General features: G+C 36.0%; 19 protein-coding genes. 12 read left to right on the top strand and 7 right to left on the bottom strand.

Annotation, left to right across the window (positions count from 1 at the left end; translation table 11 throughout):
- Positions 1-606, top strand: a complete 606-nt coding sequence (yihA, locus tag DZ858_RS06955; RefSeq protein ID WP_117158845.1) for a ribosome biogenesis GTP-binding protein YihA/YsxC — start codon at positions 1-3, stop codon at positions 604-606.
- On the opposite strand, the gene DZ858_RS06950 is transcribed toward yihA, so the two are convergent.
- From DZ858_RS06950 to gldB, 3 genes are read right to left on the bottom strand one after another with little or no spacing between them, the layout of a single operon-like run.
- A complete protein-coding gene (locus tag DZ858_RS06950) occupies positions 581-946 on the bottom strand; it encodes a GTPase (protein WP_117158844.1) in 366 nt (121 codons plus the stop codon). The two genes, yihA and DZ858_RS06950, sit on opposite strands and share 26 nt — an antisense overlap.
- Positions 946-1281: a gliding motility protein GldC gene (gldC, locus tag DZ858_RS06945; protein WP_117158843.1), complete on the bottom strand. Its 336-nt coding sequence runs from the start codon at positions 1279-1281 to the stop codon at positions 946-948. The genes DZ858_RS06950 and gldC overlap by 1 nt, the downstream gene beginning before the upstream one ends.
- A complete protein-coding gene (gldB, locus tag DZ858_RS06940) occupies positions 1281-2237 on the bottom strand; it encodes a gliding motility lipoprotein GldB (protein WP_117158842.1) in 957 nt (318 codons plus the stop codon). Before gldB ends, gldC begins: the two co-directional genes overlap by 1 nt.
- A gap of 153 nt (positions 2238-2390) precedes the next feature.
- On the opposite strand from gldB, the gene nadE reads away from it, so the two are divergent.
- Together nadE and DZ858_RS06930 are read left to right on the top strand one after the other, a co-directional pair.
- A complete protein-coding gene (gene nadE / locus DZ858_RS06935; protein WP_117158841.1) occupies positions 2391-3185 on the top strand; it encodes an NAD(+) synthase in 795 nt (264 codons plus the stop codon).
- Positions 3186-3328: 143 nt separating this feature from the next.
- Positions 3329-3964, top strand: coding sequence for a response regulator (locus DZ858_RS06930; protein ID WP_117158840.1), 636 nt, complete (start codon positions 3329-3331; stop codon positions 3962-3964).
- Here the strand turns inward: DZ858_RS06930 and dnaG are convergent, their stop codons facing one another.
- From dnaG to DZ858_RS06910, 4 genes are all read right to left on the bottom strand, one after another.
- Positions 3965-5926, bottom strand: a complete 1962-nt coding sequence (gene dnaG / locus DZ858_RS06925) for a DNA primase (RefSeq protein ID WP_117158839.1) — start codon at positions 5924-5926, stop codon at positions 3965-3967.
- 124 nt (positions 5927-6050) lie between these two features.
- The gene (locus DZ858_RS06920) at positions 6051-7112 is read right to left on the bottom strand and encodes a cell division protein ZapA (RefSeq protein WP_117158838.1); all 1062 of its coding nucleotides are present in this window, start codon (positions 7110-7112) and stop codon (positions 6051-6053) included.
- Positions 7113-7234: 122 nt separating this feature from the next.
- Complete coding sequence (locus DZ858_RS06915; RefSeq protein ID WP_117158837.1) at positions 7235-8020, bottom strand: hypothetical protein; 786 nt, start codon at positions 8018-8020, stop codon at positions 7235-7237.
- Entirely contained in the window at positions 8007-8573 is a 567-nt protein-coding gene (locus tag DZ858_RS06910) for an RNA polymerase sigma factor (RefSeq protein ID WP_117158836.1), read from the bottom strand. The genes DZ858_RS06915 and DZ858_RS06910 overlap by 14 nt, the downstream gene beginning before the upstream one ends.
- A gap of 163 nt (positions 8574-8736) precedes the next feature.
- Here DZ858_RS06910 and dtd point away from each other — a divergent pair, with 163 nt between their 5' ends.
- The 9 genes from dtd to rlmN all read left to right on the top strand — a co-directional run bounded on the left by dtd (position 8737) and on the right by rlmN (position 19307).
- Positions 8737-9189: a D-aminoacyl-tRNA deacylase gene (dtd, locus tag DZ858_RS06905; RefSeq protein ID WP_117158835.1), complete on the top strand. Its 453-nt coding sequence runs from the start codon at positions 8737-8739 to the stop codon at positions 9187-9189.
- A gap of 36 nt (positions 9190-9225) precedes the next feature.
- Positions 9226-11133, top strand: a complete 1908-nt coding sequence (locus DZ858_RS06900; RefSeq protein WP_117158834.1) for a DUF3857 domain-containing protein — start codon at positions 9226-9228, stop codon at positions 11131-11133.
- 16 nt (positions 11134-11149) lie between these two features.
- Positions 11150-13171: a transglutaminase domain-containing protein gene (locus DZ858_RS06895; RefSeq protein ID WP_117158833.1), complete on the top strand. Its 2022-nt coding sequence runs from the start codon at positions 11150-11152 to the stop codon at positions 13169-13171.
- Between the two features lie 185 nt (positions 13172-13356).
- The gene (locus DZ858_RS06890) at positions 13357-13683 is read left to right on the top strand and encodes a nucleotide pyrophosphohydrolase (RefSeq protein WP_117158832.1); all 327 of its coding nucleotides are present in this window, start codon (positions 13357-13359) and stop codon (positions 13681-13683) included.
- A complete protein-coding gene (locus DZ858_RS06885) occupies positions 13683-13910 on the top strand; it encodes a hypothetical protein (protein WP_117158831.1) in 228 nt (75 codons plus the stop codon). The genes DZ858_RS06890 and DZ858_RS06885 overlap by 1 nt, the downstream gene beginning before the upstream one ends.
- Before the next feature lie 10 nt (positions 13911-13920).
- Positions 13921-15153 (top strand): 3-phosphoshikimate 1-carboxyvinyltransferase, encoded by a 1233-nt coding sequence (locus tag DZ858_RS06880; protein WP_117158830.1) that lies wholly within the window; start codon positions 13921-13923, stop codon positions 15151-15153.
- An 82-nt stretch (positions 15154-15235) separates the two neighbouring features.
- Complete coding sequence (queA, locus tag DZ858_RS06875) at positions 15236-16285, top strand: tRNA preQ1(34) S-adenosylmethionine ribosyltransferase-isomerase QueA (RefSeq protein WP_117159547.1); 1050 nt, start codon at positions 15236-15238, stop codon at positions 16283-16285.
- Between the two features lie 142 nt (positions 16286-16427).
- On the top strand, positions 16428-18086 hold the full coding sequence (locus DZ858_RS06870) for a T9SS type A sorting domain-containing protein (protein WP_117158829.1): 1659 nt from the start codon (positions 16428-16430) through the stop codon (positions 18084-18086).
- Between the two features lie 180 nt (positions 18087-18266).
- A complete protein-coding gene (rlmN, locus tag DZ858_RS06865) occupies positions 18267-19307 on the top strand; it encodes a 23S rRNA (adenine(2503)-C(2))-methyltransferase RlmN (RefSeq protein WP_117158828.1) in 1041 nt (346 codons plus the stop codon).
- Positions 19308-19318: the final 11 nt, after the last annotated feature.

The following is a 19318-nucleotide window of genomic DNA, read 5'->3' as shown; positions in this document are numbered from 1 at the left end:
ATGAAGATTAAAGCGGCAGAATTTGTAATGAGCAACAGCGATGTTGCCAAATGTCCTAAATCTCGTTTACCCGAATATGCTTTTATTGGCCGGTCTAACGTTGGTAAGTCGTCCCTTATCAATATGTTAATGCAACGAAAAAACCTTGCAAAAACATCCGGGCGTCCTGGTAAAACACAGCTTATTAATCATTTTTTGATTAATAAAAGTTGGCATTTAGTCGATTTGCCAGGTTATGGTTACGCGAAGGTTTCCAAAAAGAGTAAAAAGACATTTCAAAAATTTATTACTGAGTATTTTAAAAATAGAGAGCAACTAATCATGGGCTTTGTATTGATAGATTGTCGTCATGAACCACAACCTGTCGATCTTGAGTTTATGGAATGGTTGGGTGAAAACCAACAACCATTTGCTATTATTTTTACCAAAGCTGATAAATTAAAACCCAAAGCTTTAGAGCGAAACTTAAAAGCCTATCAAGAGAAAATGCTTGAAACTTGGATGGAAATGCCACAATTTTTCGTAACCTCATCGACCAATTCAACTGGGCGTGACGAAGTTTTACAGTATATTGGTCAAGTTAACGGGACGCTAGACCTTTCCTAATTTTTTCAACAAGACCTTCGACTGTTTCTAATTCATTTAATTTTTCCGAAGAAAGAAAAACCTCTAATCTATCATCTTTTTCTGAAAGGATTATTGGAAACGTATATTTAGGCAACCATTTTGATTTGAATTTTTTCACAAATTCATTTTTATGATAAAAATCCATTTCTATATTTTCTTGTTTCCGAAATAGCTTCCACTCTTTTTTTTCTGAAAAAAAGCCATAGGTCAATTCGCAAAGACTACAAGTATAAGTTGACGGACTCATAATTTTATGCAAACTATCTAAATAGGCATTGCGTTTACCTGAATTTGCATTGTATACAAAAATGAGTCGCACTACTCTTTTTTAAGTTCTAACTTTTCAGCAAAATAATCACAAAAATCACGCATAGTGGCGCTCATTTTTTCATCGTTTGTAGCACGCTCAAAAGTATCTGCCATTGCACTTAAGGTTTGGTGAAAGAATACTTTCATATCATCTAAAGGCATATCTTTGGTCCAAAGATCGATACGTAAAGATTCTCTTTTTTCACTGTCCCAAACATTTAAAAAAATCGCCTTTGCTTCTTCATTTTCCACACCTCCATCTGGAGCGGACCATTGTAATTTTTCAGGAACTTTATTTTCGTCAAGGTCGATGTTTATGTTAATTTTTGAAGTGTTTTTTGCCATTACTTTTTTGGTTTATATTTTGAATTATTAAATATCGTTTCTGGTTGTTCTTGTAACATTTTTTTAAGGTCAACCGAGTTGTTTTTCATGTAAGCACGTACAATTTGCCAACCTAGATAACACCCTATCATTCCAGGCGATTCATTATCAATTTCCAAATAGAATTTTGAAAAAGGCGCTTTGTTTATAAAACGGGCTGGTAATTTAGGATTGGTACTGTACAGCAGTTCTTTTTCAACAAAATAACGCCACATATACTCCTCATTTTCCTGTGCCCACTGTAATTCGGGTTCCGTGTAACCAATTTTTTCTGCATCATGGGTATTTGGAAGCCAAAGATCTTTTAAATAAAGCTCTTTTCCGAAGAAAATCATCTGAGCTAAAAAATCTCGTTTTTGCGGTTTTGAAATAAGCTGCCGAGCATAAACCGAAGCTACATCTGGTGCAAGTTGAGCCGGATTTAAGTCTTTAGAAATATATTGCTGAATGCCTTCGTAAAAATGATGATCGCTCCCCAAATATGTATCGAGTGCAACAACCAACATCGTATCAGTTGTTATTACTTTATTGCTATAATCCACATCTGAAGTTACTGTAAAAACCGTTGGCGCTGTAAATTCAGGAAAATAGTATTGTATATGTTGAAACAAAGGAATGAGTTGATCTTCAATCTTAGTATTATCAGGAAACTGTTTAGCAACTTCTTTATCTAACTGTTGTTGTAACGTATCTTGAATTCTAGACACCCAAACGCTATCTGCAAATTGCTTCGGAAAAAATTGTGGGTATTCTTTTTTAAGTTTCGGAATATCTTGAACAGATGCAGCCGCAAATTCCTTATCAAAACGAACTACTTGTACATCCATAGGAATGGCTTCAATTTCCTTTTCTTTTTTACTTTTTGAATCACAAGCCGTAAAAAGGGCTATTCCTAATAACAATGCGTAAAATTTCATATACAACTACAATTTGACAACTGTTTAACGTTATCTCCTTTTTTAAATTTTAACTTTAGTTTATTTTTGTTTGCAAAGGTAGGCTTTATAGTTCAAAATATTGGGGTGATACGCATTCTCACTTTAAAGTTTACCAACAAATAAAGAAGCACTATGCAAACTGAAAAAGTAGTAAATCACATTGTAAATTGGTTGAAAGAATATGCTACAAATGCCAATATGGATGGTTTTGTTGTGGGTATAAGCGGGGGTATTGATTCTGCCGTGACATCTGCATTGTGTGCCAAAACAGGCCTTAGAACATTATGTTTGGAAATGCCAATACACCAAGCTCAAAGCCAAGTTACTCGTGGACAAGAACACATTGCCGGTTTAAAAACACATTATGCCAATGTAAGTGATGTAAAAATAGACCTTACTTCCGTTTTTGAACAATTTAAAAGGGAAGTACCGCAAACCAGTGATGATACTTTCTTAGATTTAGCATTGGCCAACACAAGAGCCCGTTTACGTATGAGTACATTGTACTATTTTGCAGGACTACATCGGTATTTGGTTGCTGGTACTGGTAATAAAGTAGAAGATTTTGGCGTTGGGTTTTATACAAAATATGGAGATGGCGGAGTAGATTTAAGCCCAATAGCTGATTTACTTAAAAGTGAAGTCTATGAAATAGGCAGATATTTGGAAGTTCCAGTATCTATTTTAGAGGCCGCACCAACAGATGGTCTTTTTGGCGATAGCCGTACCGACGAAGATCAAATTGGAGCGAGTTATGATGAATTGGAATGGGCCATGAAAATGCAAGGAAATGGTAAAAACCCAACTGACTTTGAAGGAAGAAAACAAGCCGTTTTTAACACTTACTTACGCCTAAACAAGGCTAACCAACACAAAATGAACCCGATTCCTGTATGCAATATTCCTAATTCCTACAAGGTTTTATAGTATTCAACGAGTTTTCTGTACGTTGAACGAATAATCTCTCATACTGGCAATCTTTTTTTTAGTTTTGATTTGTAGTATAAGTATTACAAGCCTCACACTTTTTGCTCCCTTAAAAATTATTAAGGTATAATACAAAGAGACTAATGAAAAAAATTATCATTGCAGATCACCATCCAGTTACCCGTAAAGGGATTTCTTGTATGCTGAAAAAGAAAAAAGATGAATTCTCAATACTTGCAAAAGTTAACAATGGGGAAGAGCTCTACAAAAGTTTACAGGAACATAGTCCTGATATTCTCATTATGGAAATAGATATGCCGCAAATTAACGGTATTAATGCACTTAGAAGCATCAAGGAATCATTTCCACAAACCAGGGTTTTGATATTCTCAACACATCCTGAAGAAATTTATGCTTTGCGTTCCATTAAATCTGGAGCAGCAGGATATGTACCAAAAACAGCTTCAACACAAGTGTTTTTAGATGCGCTTGGTAAAATTGCAAAAGGTGGAATTTTCTTAAATGAAGAACTCACCTCTACCTTCACTAGTCGTAATGTAGGTGAAAGTAGTGCTATAAGCCGTTATAAAAAGCTTTCATCCCGCGAAATTGAAGTTTTAAATTTGCTTTCTAGAGGAAAAAGAAACAAGGACATCGCTAATGCACTTAACATTAACGAGAAAACAGTAAGCACTTATAAAACAAGATTACTTAAAAAATTAAAAGTGGATAATCTGGCCGATTTGATACACCAGTCTCGTATGTTTCAATTTGGATAATTATAAAACCCTACGTAATTTTTCTGAAATTACTTTTTTAAGTGTAATGTAATCCACAACATCTTGCAGGTCTACTTGTGAGCCCTCTGGGCTTTGTTCTTTTATAGCACCTGAAAGTTCTTTAATCTTTTGGTTTACTAATTCACGCCGTAAATTTAAAATTGTCTCACTCACCACCTGTGAAACAGAATGAGACTTTTCTTTTACATATATCTCATTGCGCTCCCAATCGTGCAAGCTATATTTTTCTTCTTCCATCAAAATATCAGTAACAGCCGATGCATTTTCAGGCTGTAAACTATTTACGAAGGCATCTACTTTTAAATCTTCTTCGCGTGTTAACCGATCTATAATATCATAATATAAATCTTTAAATGCTTCGTTGGTAAATTCAATTTCATCTTCTTGAAGGTCTAAAAAAATTTTTTGAAATACCGTTGTCGTTTGCATTTCAGGTTTAAAAGTAACATCACCCTTTTCATCGGTATCAAGAATTAACTCTTCAAAATCCTCTTCTTTAGTTCCGTACAACAATAACAATTCGATTATTTTTCGTTCCAGCTCGTACTGAACATCAATCTTTTCTGCTTTTTCTTTTTCTGCAGAAACCACTTCCATCGGTTTCTTATCACTCCTCTTTTTCCGAGATGCATCCCGTTTATCCTTATTAACTAATTGAGCAAGGGTATTAAAAAGAACTTCTTCCGAAATATCCATAATTCGGGAACATTCCTTAATATAAATCTCTTGCTTTATTACATCCGGTATTTTTGAAATGCTCACCACCATATCACGAATGGTATCGGCTTTTTTAATTGGATCGTTTTTCGCTTCTTTAGCTAATAAAGACGCTTTAAACGAAATAAAATCACGGGAGTTTTCTTCAAGGAAAGTGGTCAATTTTTCCAATGAATTTTTCCGTGAAAAACTATCGGGATCTTCTCCTTCTGGGAACGTACAAATTTTCACGTTCATTCCCTGTTCCAAAATTAAATCAACACCTCGAAGTGAAGCGCGTAACCCAGCTGCATCTCCATCAAACAATACGGTAATGTTTTGCGTCAATCGGTTTACCAACCTGATTTGTTCAGGAGTTAAAGCAGTACCAGATGATGATACTACATTTTCAATCCCCGTTTGGTGAAATTGGATTACATCGGTATAACCTTCAACCAAGTAACAGTTGTCTTCTTTGGCAATGCTCTGTTTTGCGTGGAAAATACCGTAAAGCACCTTACTTTTATGATAAATATCACTCTCAGGTGAGTTTAGGTATTTCGCCGTTTTTTTATCGTTGGTAAGAATCCGACCGCCAAAACCCAACGTACGACCGCTCATACTCCGAATAGGGAACATGACCCGACCTTTAAAACGGTCGAATTGTTTCTCGCCCTTTACTATCGTTAAGCCTGTTTTATCAAGATAATCGAGTTTGTATCCTTTTTTTATAGCGTGGTTGGTAAATGCATCCCAACTATCGGGGGAAAACCCTAAATCGAATTTTTTAATGGTCTCTTCAGTAAAGCCCCGCTCCTTAAAATAACTGAGACCAATGGCTTTACCTTCCTCAGTTTTAAACAAAACGTGCTTAAAATAATCTTTTGCAAACTCGCTGACCAGATATAAACTCTCGCGTTCGTCAGCTTGTTGCTTTTGCTCGTCGCTCTGTTCGGTTTCTTCAATTTCAATTCCGTATTTTTTGGCCAAATATTTTATAGCCTCAGGATAGGTGAAATGTTCGTGCTCCATTAAAAAAGCAACTACGTTTCCCCCTTTTCCGCTACTGAAATCTTTCCAAATTTGTTTTACTGGCGAAACCATAAAACTGGGCGTGCGCTCATCACTAAACGGACTGAGCCCCTTGAAGTTACTACCTGACTTCTTTAATTGCACGAAATCACCTATCACCTCCTCTACGCGAGCGGTTTCAAACACATTGTCTATGGTGGTTTTTGCTATCAAATGTCAGGAAGTTTTAAAAGACAAATATAATAAATTGGTAATCGCTTTTGGGATTTAGTTTCAGAAAACAAAAAAGCCTCTTTTCAAAAAAAGAAGCTTTTAAAAAAAATGGCTATTCAAGGTATTAATCTACATCAAAACGAAGTCCTAAAGAAACATTTCTTTGATCAATTGGGTTATCTTTAAAAATGGTATTTAGATCATATTTTAAATATATCGCTGTTCCCTTCCAGCCAATATAACCGCTAAGGCCGTAAATAAAATTGTTCGTGTTATAACTTGCTTTTAATTTTTCTTTTACATCTTCACCGTCTTCTGAATATTTTAATTTTTGACGAGATCCAAGGTTAAAACCCGCATACCCACCAAGCCCTACTTTAATTTTATTATACGTAGAATACCTGAAATATTCCTCCTTTTCAATCTTTTTTGAAGGTCCAAATTCGAAGTGCACAGGAAAGACGAGGTTATCCATTCTAAATTTTGATTTATCCAAATCTAAACGAAATTCTTGTAGTTCTGTTTGATCGCCAGTATCCACATAATATCTGTTATCGGTAGGTTTTAATCCATTAAACTGAAAGGAAAAACCATATTTTACGCGTAGCCAATTTGTGTTTTTAAATACGCGCGTTTTCCAAGCCCACCCGATTTCAGCAAAACGGCTCCCACCAATTTTAAAATCTGAATCGTCTAGTGATTGCCCTTCTGTAATTACATTGTTTAAACCAAATGCTAACACAAAAGCACTCGTTGTTCTACGATCATACTTTTTGGCTTTGTTCTTCTTTCCTAAGAAAATATAGGAGTCTTCATCGTCGCCCGATCCAATACTAAAAACAACTCTTTCAGAGTCATCGGCTAAATTTTCACTGCCGCCATTTCGTTCCAGCAACGCAATTTTATTATCGATAATCGCCAAGCGGTTTTCAATGTTTAGCGCTCGTTTTTCAGCAGCTTGCTCTTTTAACTGTTCTGCCTCGGTTAGGGATATTTCGTCTTTTTCTAACCGTTGATTAATGTCTTCCACTTCGTTTTTAAGCGCATTTTTTTCTTCGGTTACAATTTGTTCTTGTGTAGCTTTTAAAATAGCGATATCGTCTGCAAGATTGTTTTCTTGTGCTTGTGCTGAGACCATAGTCAGCACCCATACCGTGATAGCGGTACAATACGTAAATATTTTCATGATTTGTGTGATTTAGTGCCTTTTGGCTTCCCTCCCGATTATGGAAGGGATTGCCTCTGGGCGTGATTGATGAATGAATTATTTTTTGTTAGAGATTTCACAGGTTTCCACCTTCGCGAGAACTAGTTATTACGTTCCACAACGGCGGTTCGCACTTTATTAAATCCGTCACCCAAAGCATCGAATACTTTTTCTCGAAAGCTTCGTTCCAGCTCAAGTTCTACATCTAAAAGCAGGGCTGCAGCATCTACTTTTTGAGTTTCAGGATTGAGTATTTGTCTGGTTTTAATATCCCGCTGCGCATTGGCCAACAGTGCATTGATCTCTTCAGGCGTTACTTCGTGGTTTTTACTTTGAATTTCTTTTACTTGCGCTACTACTTCGTTAACCTTATTTTCAAAAAAGCGCCCATTAGTTTTATCTACTACTTTGCCCTTCGGAATAGATTGCTCTTCTAAATTGGTTTCGGTTTTAGCTATTGCTTCTTCTTTTTCAGAAGAAACTTCCACAGCTTGTTTTAGTTGTGTTTTTTGATTTGCAAGTTGTTTGTTTGGAACTTGTTGTTTCTTTTTTTGCTCTATTTTGATATTTTCTTCAGCCGCGATTTCTTCTGAATTAATTTCCTGCGGAATAAATTCCGGTTGCTTTTCAACATCTATTTTTTCTTTATTTGTCGGTGTTTTTACTAAATTTTGAGAAGCTGAAGTCACGTCATCTTTAATGAAAAATGCTCCAATCACTAAAATACTTACCAAGCTAGCTGCTACGGCGTACCAAAGAACATAACTTTTCTTTTTTTCGGGTTTCCCTAAACGGGCATTCAACTTTTCCCAAGCGTCATTGGAAGGTTGTATTTCCCGTTCTTGCAATTTTTCGCGAATGTTTTCTTCAAATTTATTGGACTCCATAATTCACGTCATTTTGTTTATTAATATTGTTTTGAAGCATCTTGCGAGCTTTTGATAGTTGCGATTTTGATGTGCCTTCGCTAATCTGCAACAATTCGGCTATTTCACTGTGCTTGTACCCTTCTACAGCATATAAAACAAATACCGCTTTGTACCCTTCAGGCAAACTGTCTATCACTTTTTGAATTTCTTCCACCGCAAATTCAGTATCGATAGAAGTTGCATACTCTAGTGAATTTTCGATGACCGATTCGTCTTTGAAATAGAGTTTCTTCTGTCTTCTCAATTCACTGATTGATTCGTTTACCATGATTCTACGAATCCAACCTTCAAAACTACCTTGGTCGCTATAAGCCTCCAATTTTGTAAACACTTTGTAAAATCCGTTGAGCATGACCTCTTCAGCTACATCATTACTTTTTAAATACTGTCTACACACACTTAACATTTTTGGAGCAAAAAGTTGATATAACTCGTGCTGTGAGCGACGATTTCCCTTCTTTGCTTTTTTTATAAGCGCTGTATAGTTTTTATGTAAGGATATGAGTTTCACAATATGTTTCGCAATGCTTTCTATTTATATAGACGCAATATTAGCTAAAAGGGTTGCCTGAGGGTGAAAAAAGTTTTCGGTTTCAGGTTTTTAAACCATCAATGTAACCTATTTCAGAAAAAGAAACAATACACGTATATTGACTCTCAAATAAAATTAAATTATGAGAACAGTATTACAACGTGTAAAACAAGCTTCCGTAACAGTAGAAGAAAAAATTGTTTCAAAAATAGACCATGGTTTTTTGATTTTATTAGGCATTGGAGATGAAGACACCCAAGAAGATATTGATTGGTTGTGCCGAAAAATAACAAGGCTACGGGTTTTCTCTGATAACAATGATGCAATGAACCTTTCCATAAAAGATGTTGATGGAGCTATATTAGTTGTGAGTCAATTCACTTTGCACGCCAGTACCAAAAAAGGAAACCGCCCTTCATTTATAAAAGCTGCTAAGCCGGATGTAGCTGTTCCTTTATATGAAAAATTCATTAAAAAAATAGAGAAAGAGCTTGGTAAAGAAGTGCAAACTGGTGTTTTTGGAGCGATGATGGATGTTTCTTTAATTAACGATGGGCCCGTAACTATTACCATGGATTCAAAAAATAAAGAATAATTTCACATTTTTTTAACAATTGTGTATATTGCGCCCATGCGAAACTTTATTGCCCTAGGCGTAGTTATTCTATCTACCATTTCCGTTTTTGCGCAGAAAACCCAATATTCTATTACTGCGTTATCATCAAGTCTTACCAAAAACGCCAATAGCGTATTATTGGATGAAAAAATAGAAATAGATATTACCAAAAACGACGAGATGGTCTATAAAAACCATAGAGCCGTTATGGTGCTCAATAAAAAGGGCAACAGCAATGTACGTGCCTATACCCATTATAATGATGACGCTAAAGTAAAGAACATCGAAGCTTGGGTGTACGATGCCATGGGCAATGAACTAGAGCACTTTAAAAAGCGTGACTTTCGAGACATTAGTGCTTCAGATGGTTTTTCTATTTACAGCGACGATAGGTTGCTTCGCTTAGATCACACCCCAACTACATATCCTTATACGTTGGTTTTTGAGTCGGTTACCCAAAGCAACAGCACTGCGCACATTCCAAATTGGTTTCCGCTGGAAGGGTATTACACTGCTACAAAGAACAGTGAATTTATAGTAAAATACAACCCTTCTAATAAACCCAACGTTTTAAAAAAGAACCTTGAAGGATATGACATCTCAATTTCTGAAACTCCGGACTCCTTTATCTGTAAAGCAGAAAATTTAGAAGCAATTAAAAATGAAGCGTATAGTCCTTCTTACCGAACTATTTTGCCACACATAAAGTTTGCGCTCAATAATTTTTACTTAAAAGGTGTCGCTGGATATGGAAAAGATTGGAATGAATTTGGTGCTTGGATGGACAAAACACTTTTAACGGGAGTAAGTGAGCTATCGCCAGCTACCATTGCAAGGACAAAACAATTAGTAGCTGGCGAAACAACTAATTTAGGAAAGGCGAAGAAAATTTATGAATACCTTCAAAAGAAAGTACGTTATATAAGCATTCAAATTGGGATTGGTGGCTGGAAACCCATGTTAGCCGAAGATGTTGACAAATTGAGTTATGGCGACTGTAAAGCATTAACAAATTACACAAAAGCCTTATTGGATGTTGTGGGTGTCCCCTCCTATTATACGGTTTTATATTCGGGGGACGAAGAAGTTGACTTAGAACCAGGTTTTGCCGGATTACAAGGAGATCACGTTATATTAGGAGTTCCAGACGGCGATGAAATTGTTTGGCTGGAATGTACCAGCCAAGACACTCCGTTTGGATACGGCGGAAATTTTAGCGATGACAGAGATGTATTAATTGTTACACCAGAAGGAGGTAAAATTGTTCATACAAAAGCCTATACATTTAAGGAAAATGTTAAAAAACATAAAGCAACCATTACAGTGGCTCCTTCAGGCGCAGTACAAGCAAATTTTATAGGAACATACACCGGTTTAGCGTATGACGATATGTACCTGCTTGATAATTTAGATGCAGACGACTTAGAAAAGCGTTATAAAAATAGATGGGCATATATCAATGGATTTAATATTGAAAACACTACACTCAATAACAATAAAGATGACATTTTGTTTACCGAACAACTTTCCATCAACATGCCCAGTTATTGTTCTTCCGTAGGTAATGATTTACTTTTAGGCCTCAACGTGTTTTCACAATCGGTATCTGTCCCGCCGAGATTCCCAAACAGGAAACAAAAACTTAGAATAGCTGAAGGGTTTACCGAAACCGATACATTAACAATAAACATTCCTGAAACCCTTAATATTGATAGCCTGCCTGAAGCCGTAACCATTGAAAACAAATTTGGGAGCTATGCATTTTCAGTTTCAAAAATTTCAGAAAACACTATTGAATACAGGCGTACCTTTATCTTGAAAAAAGGAACCTTCCCTGCTTCAGACTATAAAAAATACCGGTCTTTTTTACGAAGAGTCTCTAAAATGGACCAATCAAAAATTTTATTGAATCAGAATAGCTAACCATTACATTATATTTATGAAGTTTATTTTTACTCTTATTTTTGCACTAAGTTGTTTACATTTTACTTACTCTCAAGATTTTAGATTTGGAAAAGTCTCTAAAGAAGAACTATTAGAAAAACAACACCCAACAGACTCAACAGCAGATGCTGCTATTTTGTATCGGGAAATAAAAACACGTTTTGAATATACCGAGTCTGATGATTTTTTCACTTTAACCGATGTATTTGAACGTGTTAAAATTTACAATAAAGATGGTTTTGATTGGGCAAATAAAACGATAAAGCTCTATCAAACCAGTGGAAGCGCTGATGAAAAGATTTCTAGTTTAAGAGGCTACACCTACTTTATGGATGGAAATAAAATGAAAGACGAAAGATTACGTAACAACGGTATTTTTGAAGAAGAATCTAGCGAATTTTTAGAGCTTACAAAGTTTACTATGCCAGCCCTTAAAGAAGGATGTATAATTGAGTACAAATACACCATTAAATCTCCTTTTATTACCAATATAGATGCGTATAGGTTTCAGGAACAAATTCCGGTGAACCAAGTAGAAATGCGTTTTGCAGTACCAGAATACTTTAACTATAAAATGCACCAAAAAGGATGGGTGCCATTCAAAATTAACGAGACAAAAAGACCACGCACCATCAATTTTGCATATACAACACCCGCTGACCCAGGTATAGGCGGTAGAGGACTTCCTTCAAAAGAGAGTACGCAAATAGATCTTTTAGAAAACATATATGAAGTAAGCTTGAGCAATGTGCCCGCATTACACGATGAAGCATTTTCAGGGAATATAGATAACTACAGTACTTCTTTAAAATTTGAACTTTCCTATGTTGATTACCCTGGCTCTCCATTAAAGATGTTTACAACAACCTGGGAAGACGTTTCAAAATCAGTTTATGATTCCAACGCTTTTGGCGATCAATTAAAAAGAGACAATTATTTTGATGACGATATAGATAACCTTTTAAGTGGGGTAAGCGATCCTACTGAAAAAATGATTAAAATATATGAGTTTGTGAAAGGAAAAATGAACTGGAATAAGTTTGTTGGTCTTTACGCTCAAGAAGGTACTAAAGATGCTTATAAAAAAGGTTCCGGTAATGCAGCCGATATAAATTTATTATTAGTTTCCATGCTTCGGTATGCAGGCCTTAACGCAAATCCAGTTTTGGTAAGCACCAAATCACATGGAATTCCTTTATTTCCTACACGTAACGGATTTAATTATGTAATAGCTGCAGTTGAAAACGGAAATAACACAATACTTTTTGATGCTACTATAAAAGAAGGAGAGCCAAATGTTTTACAACCAGAGTTACTAAACTGGCAAGGAAGAGTTGTACGAGAAAATCGTAGTTCTTCTTGGGTTTCATTATACCCGTCTAAACACGCTGTGCAGAGTACTATGATGAATTTGGCTATCAATAAAGATGACTATTCTATTACTGGATCTGCACAAAACCGATTTACAGGCCATTATGCTTTAGGCAAGCGCAAAAGTTTCATAAACGTTAAAGAAGAAGATATCCGTAAAAAATTGGAAGAAAACAGTGGAGAAACCGAAATTTCAAACATTGCCTTTGAAAATTTAAAGAATCTGTACCAACCCGTTTCATTGAAATATGATTTTAAAAACTTTGACGCCTTAGAAGAAATAGGTGGTAAATTATACTTTTCTCCGTTGCTTTTCTTAGCTATGGATGAAAACCCATTTAAGTTAAATGAGCGCAGTTACCCAATTGATTTTAATTACCCCATAAAAGACAGGTATATTGTAACAGTTGATATTCCTGAAGGCTATACAATAGAATCTCTTCCAGAAAGCGCAGCTTTTGCTTTAGGGGAAAACTCCGGAATGTTTAAATACATGATTAATAATGTGGGCGGCAAACTACAAATATCAGTAGAGTTTGCTTTAAATACAGCCACTATGCCTGCTCAAGATTATGGCAATATCAAAGAATTTTTTAAGCTGATGATTGATAAAGAACATGAGAAGATAGTGCTTACTAAAGCATAATGTAAGTTTGATTGTAATTGGTTATCGGGTTACTAATTTTTAACCAATAACCAAAAAACAAAACCTCGTTTTCGTTCTTTTTTAAAGAGTAAAAATTTTAATTCAATTTTGTATATAAAAATAGGGTTAAAATTTACCCCTAAACTCAATGAAATTGAAGTATTTTTGAATTTAAAATTTACCCAATGAACATTGAAAATGCACAAGAAGCAGTAGACAAATGGATCGATGAACACGGAGTCCGTTATTTTAACGAACTTACCAATATGGCACAGCTTACTGAAGAGGTAGGCGAAGTAGCTCGTATCATTGCCCGTCGTTATGGAGAGCAAAGCGAAAAAGAAAGTGATAAAGGCAAAGACTTAGGTGAAGAGCTAGCAGATGTGCTTTTTGTTGTTTTATGTTTAGCCAACCAAACTGGGGTAAACCTAGAAGAAGCTTTCCATAAAAAATTAGATATTAAAACCAAGCGTGACCACGATCGCCATCATAACAATGAAAAATTAAAGTAATGTTTAAACAAATAATCAATCACAAAGGATTTTGGAGGTCTGTACTATACTTAGGGGTTGCCTTTGTAATTATCTTTATATTCATTAAATGGGCTTTTGAAGGATTTACTTCTAATTTTTTTGATGAACGGAACCCGTATTTATTAATAGGCGGGAGCCTGTTAACAGGTTTTGTATATGGTTTTTTTGTAACCTACGGAAAGTTTAAAAATAAATTGAAAAAGTAAATTGCGTTTTATGAAAGCTGTACTCACAAGCAAAAATATCAAAGAGCTTTCAGCTACCATACAAGTTTCAGGCTCCAAAAGTGAATCCAACCGGCTATTGATATTACAATCGCTTTTCTCCAATCTTAAAACAGAGAACCTTTCAGAAAGTGATGATACAATGGTGTTGCAAAAGGCATTACTATCAAATCAAGGCGAAGTGGATATTCACCACGCCGGTACTGCCATGCGATTTTTAACAGCCTATTTTGCCACCCAGCAAGATGCTTCGGTTGTATTGACCGGCAGTGAGCGCATGCAACAACGACCCATAAAAATATTAGTTGATGCATTGCGAGATTTAGGAGCCGAAATAAAGTATCTTAAAATAGACGGCTATCCACCTATTTCTATTTCAGGTAAAAAAATTATAAAACAAAAAGTTTCTATAGCTGGAAATGTAAGTAGTCAATATATTTCAGCTTTATTATTGATAGCACCATCTTTACAAAATGGGCTTACTATCAATATTGAAAAATCTGTCACTTCAGCTCCATACCTCCACATGACAATTTCTTTGCTTCAGAAAATTGGAGTTTCATGTGATTTTTCAGAAAACAGCATTGAAGTAAAGCCACTTTCAGAAATTAAAAACACAGCGATATTAATAGAATCTGATTGGAGTTCAGCATCCTATTTTTATAGTATTGTAGCTCTTTCTGAAGCATCAAACATAACCTTAAGAGGCTATTTTAAAGATAGCTTACAAGGAGATTCTATTTTAGCTACCATTTATGAAACGTTGGGTGTCACCACACAATATAATAAAGAAGATGCGTCCATCACCCTTTCAAAAAACAACAAACCAATTGCCGATCACGTTTTATTAAATCTTGCAGATGCACCAGATATTGCACAAACTATTGCCGTTACTTGTTTTGGGTTGGGGTTAGGCTGTAAATTAACTGGATTGCATACCTTAAAGATAAAAGAAACCGATAGATTGCTTGCTTTACAAACCGAATTGAAAAAATTAGGAGCCAAGATTTCGGTCAGTAATGATACCTTAGTATTAATGGTTTCAGAAAAAATTAAAGAACACATAACCATACAAACCTATAAAGATCACCGTATGGCAATGGCTTTCGCACCTTTAGCATTAAAAAAAACTATTAAAATTGATGACGCAGGAGTGGTTTCAAAATCGTTCCCAACCTACTGGGAAGACATCCAAAAAGTAGGCATAAACGTCAATTTTAAATAATAATTGCTTATTTACTTGACAACCCCTATGTTGAGGTTGTATATTTGCAGCTTTTCAAGACAAAACACCACTTTCTATGGGAATGAAACTTTCTAATTTCAATTTCGAACTGCCAGAAGAACTTTTGGCAGAATATCCAGCATCTAACCGCGATGAAGCCAGACTAATGGTTTTAAACCGAAAAGAGAAGACCATTGAGCATAAGATGTTTAAAGACCTCATCGACTATTTTGAAGAAGACGATGTAATGGTATTAAACAACACCAAGGTTTTTCCAGCACGGTTGTTTGGAAACAAAGAAAAAACAGGGGCTCGTATTGAGGTTTTCCTTTTACGTGAACTAAACCCAGAAACCCGTCTTTGGGACGTTTTGGTAGATCCTGCTCGTAAAATAAGAATTGGTAATAAACTATATTTTGGCGAAGACGAATCGTTAGTGGCTGAAGTTATAGACAATACCACTTCTCGTGGGCGTACGCTTCGATTTTTGTTTGATGGATCGTATGAAGAATTTAGAAGTAAATTGACGGAATTAGGCGAAACTCCATTGCCTAAATACATTAAAAGAGATGTAGAGCCAGAAGATGCAGAACGCTATCAAACAATCTTTGCAAAAGAAGAAGGAGCCGTTGCTGCACCAACTGCTGGACTGCACTTTTCAAAACATTTATTGAAGCGCCTTGAAATAAAAGGCATCAATTTTGCCGAAGTTACTTTACACGTTGGTTTAGGTACTTTTAGTCCAGTTGAGGTGGAAGACCTCTCAAAACATAAAATGGATTCTGAAGAAATTGCGATTCCGCAAGAATCGGTAGACATAATCAACGGAGGTAACAACAGAAAAAAACGGGTTTGTGCCGTGGGAACAACCGTAATGCGTGCGTTAGAGAGTTCAGTATCCTCAAACCTTATGCTCAACCCGTATGCTGGATGGACTAATAAATTTATTTTCCCTCCTTATGATTTCAGTATAGCAAACTGTATGGTAACCAATTTCCATACACCAAAATCAACATTATTGATGATGGTCGCGGCCTTTGCAGGTCATGATTTTGTTAAAGAAGCCTATGCTGAAGCCGTAAAAGAAAAATACAGATTTTATACATATGGTGATGCTATGCTTATCATATAAGTAACAAAACAACTATTTTGAACTTTTGAAGAATCCTGATGTAACAATCAGGATTTTTGCTTTTAAAAAAGGATAATGATTTTCTTGTTTCAAAATAAAAAAGTACCTTGTGGTAGTGTAGTCGCATCAATATCAAGAGCGTATGAAAAAAACTACTTTTTTATTCTTTTTTGTTTTTTCTATTTGCACGGTTTTTTCTCAAGAAACTACCGTCGACACTCCTATTAGCTGGGGTATAGAAAACAATGATGACGCTACAACCATCAACCTTCCTCCCCTAGACCTTTTAGCTCTTCATCGTGAAGACAGTATAAACGATCGCGATAAAAGCCTCCCTTGGCGATATGGTATTAAGCGAAATTTAAAAATAGATGTTCATAAAGACGGTACTGTTACCCAATTGGATAATGGTGATAAACTATGGCGTATTGCCATAAGTTCACCCAACGCAGTTAATTTGAGCCTTAACTTCGGTGATTTTTATATTCCGAATGGCGCCAAACTGTTTTTATATAATGACGACAAAACTGATGTATTACTACCATTAACTACAAACCAGAATCGCAACAACCAACAATTAGGTTCTTGGTTTATAAATGGAGACAAAATTTGGTTGGAATATTATGAACCTGAATCTGTAAATGAAGAAGTACTTCTAAATATAAAGAGCATTATACACGGATACCGAATGGGAAAAGTGGAGCGATACATGGACGGAACTCGAGGATTAAACGATTCTGGTGATTGTAACTACGATGTTAATTGCCCCATTGGAGAAGACTTCGATAGTCAAAAAGATATTCTGAAAAAAGCAGTTGCACTCCTTAATTTAGGAAATGGCTATTTATGTTCCGCTGTTCTTATTAACAATACCAATAAAGACAAAAAACCTTATTTACTTACTGGAAACCATTGTCTAGACAATAGCGACCCCGCTTTTTGGTCCGTTAGATTTAACTGGATGAGCCCGAGTCCAGTTTGTGGGGAAGATAAACTTAGCCCAGATCTTCAGACAAACTTTACTATGAGCGGAGCAGAACTAAAAGCAGCTAACAACATCAGTGATTTTGCTTTAGTAGAGCTCTACAATAGCATTCCCTCTTCTTGGGATGTTGCTTTTGCAGGTTGGGACATTACGGACGAGTTACCATTATATGAAATAGGTATTCACCATCCCAATGGTGATATTATGAAAATATGTAGAGACAATTCAGGAGCGATACATGAAACAGCCAATGGTACCGAAGTGTGGTTAATTGGAGGAGCATCTGTAGGCGAAGGAAATGGTTGGGAAATAGGAACAACCGAAAGTGGTTCATCCGGTTCACCATTGTTTAATCAAAACGGAAAAATAATCGGGCAACTATATGCCGGTAATTCGTCCTGTGATGGACTGGAAAACAATAATAAATACGATATCTATGGAAGATTAGCCGTTTCTTGGGATACCGGATCGACATCTAATAAACGGCTTAAAGAATGGTTGGATCCTAATGAAACAGGACAAACCCAACTGGAAACAACACAAAACTTGCTGAACGTTCCAGATTTTGATATTACAGGAGAGTTAAAAATATATCCAAACCCAGCTTCTGAAACCATCACGATAATGAACAGCCGCTACCCTAACCTATCGTATCATTTTTATAGCATAACAGGTCAACAAATAAGCCAAGGATCTGTTTCTAGTACTATGAATACTATTTCGGTAGCCCAAACTGCTGAAGGCATGTATTTTTTACAATTAACCGATCTGGACTCTAATTCTAGCATTACCAAAAAAATTATTGTCAGTAGGTAGTAGTTGGTGTGAATGAACTTCCCTGATTAAAATTGACCGGTTTTTATTTCTTCGGTGCCTGAGTGCGTAGACGATAGGAGAGGTATATCGAAGGCGAAAACCTCCAACACCTAGCATCCATAAATAAATACTTCTTAAACGTTCCATAAACAAATTTCTATACCTTAATTTTGCAATCTTATGGTTTCAGATAAAAAAGACATCCGCGCATTATCAAAACAAGAGTTACGTGACTTTTTTGTAAGCATTGGCGATCAAGCTTTTCGAGGCAACCAAGTCTACGAGTGGTTGTGGAATAAAGGCATCCACAGTTTTGAGGATATGACGAATATCTCAAAAGAAACTCGTACGCACTTAGAGCAAAACTTTGTGATAAATCATATTGAAGTGGACAGCTTGCAAAAAAGCAACGATGGCACCATTAAAAATGCCGTTAAATTGCACGATGGTTTTGTGGTAGAGTCGGTGTTGATCCCTACTAAATCCCGGACAACGGCTTGTGTTTCTTCACAAGTTGGTTGCAGTTTAGATTGTAAATTTTGCGCAACTTCCCGATTAAAACGAATGCGAAATCTAAACCCAGATGAAATTTTTGATCAAGTGGTTGCTATTCACAAAGAAAGCTTGCTATATCACGACAAGCCTCTATCTAACATTGTGTATATGGGAATGGGCGAACCATTGATGAACTATAAAAACGTCTTAGAGTCTGTTAAAATGATTACTTCTGAAGAAGGACTAGGCATGTCACCGAAACGGATTACGCTTTCCACATCGGGTGTACCTAAAATGATAAAAAAACTGGCCGATGACGAGGTTAAATTCAATCTGGCTGTTTCGTTGCATTCTGCTATTCAGGAAACGCGGGAACAGATTATGCCATTCGCAAAAAGCTTTACCCTGCCAGACCTCCGGGAATCGCTTGAATATTGGTATGCCAAAACAAACCGTCGCATTACCTACGAATATATTGTTTGGAACAATATAAACGACACCGAAAAAGACGTGGATGCTTTGGTACAATTTTGCCAATCGGTTCCTTGTAAAATTAATTTGATTGAGTACAACCCTATTGATGATGGCGAGTTTCAACAAGCTGTAAACTCAGCACTCGATATGTATATAGAAAAACTGGAAAAAAACAAAATCCCAGTTACCGTACGTAGAAGTCGTGGAAAGGATATTGATGCGGCCTGCGGGCAACTGGCGAATAAAAGTTAACCTTGTTAATA

The organism is Marixanthomonas ophiurae (assembly GCF_003413745.1).
Taxonomy (GTDB): domain Bacteria; phylum Bacteroidota; class Bacteroidia; order Flavobacteriales; family Flavobacteriaceae; genus Marixanthomonas; species Marixanthomonas ophiurae.
The sequence above is the reverse complement of the archived record's forward strand: the minus strand, read 5'-3'. Positions and strand labels throughout refer to the sequence as shown.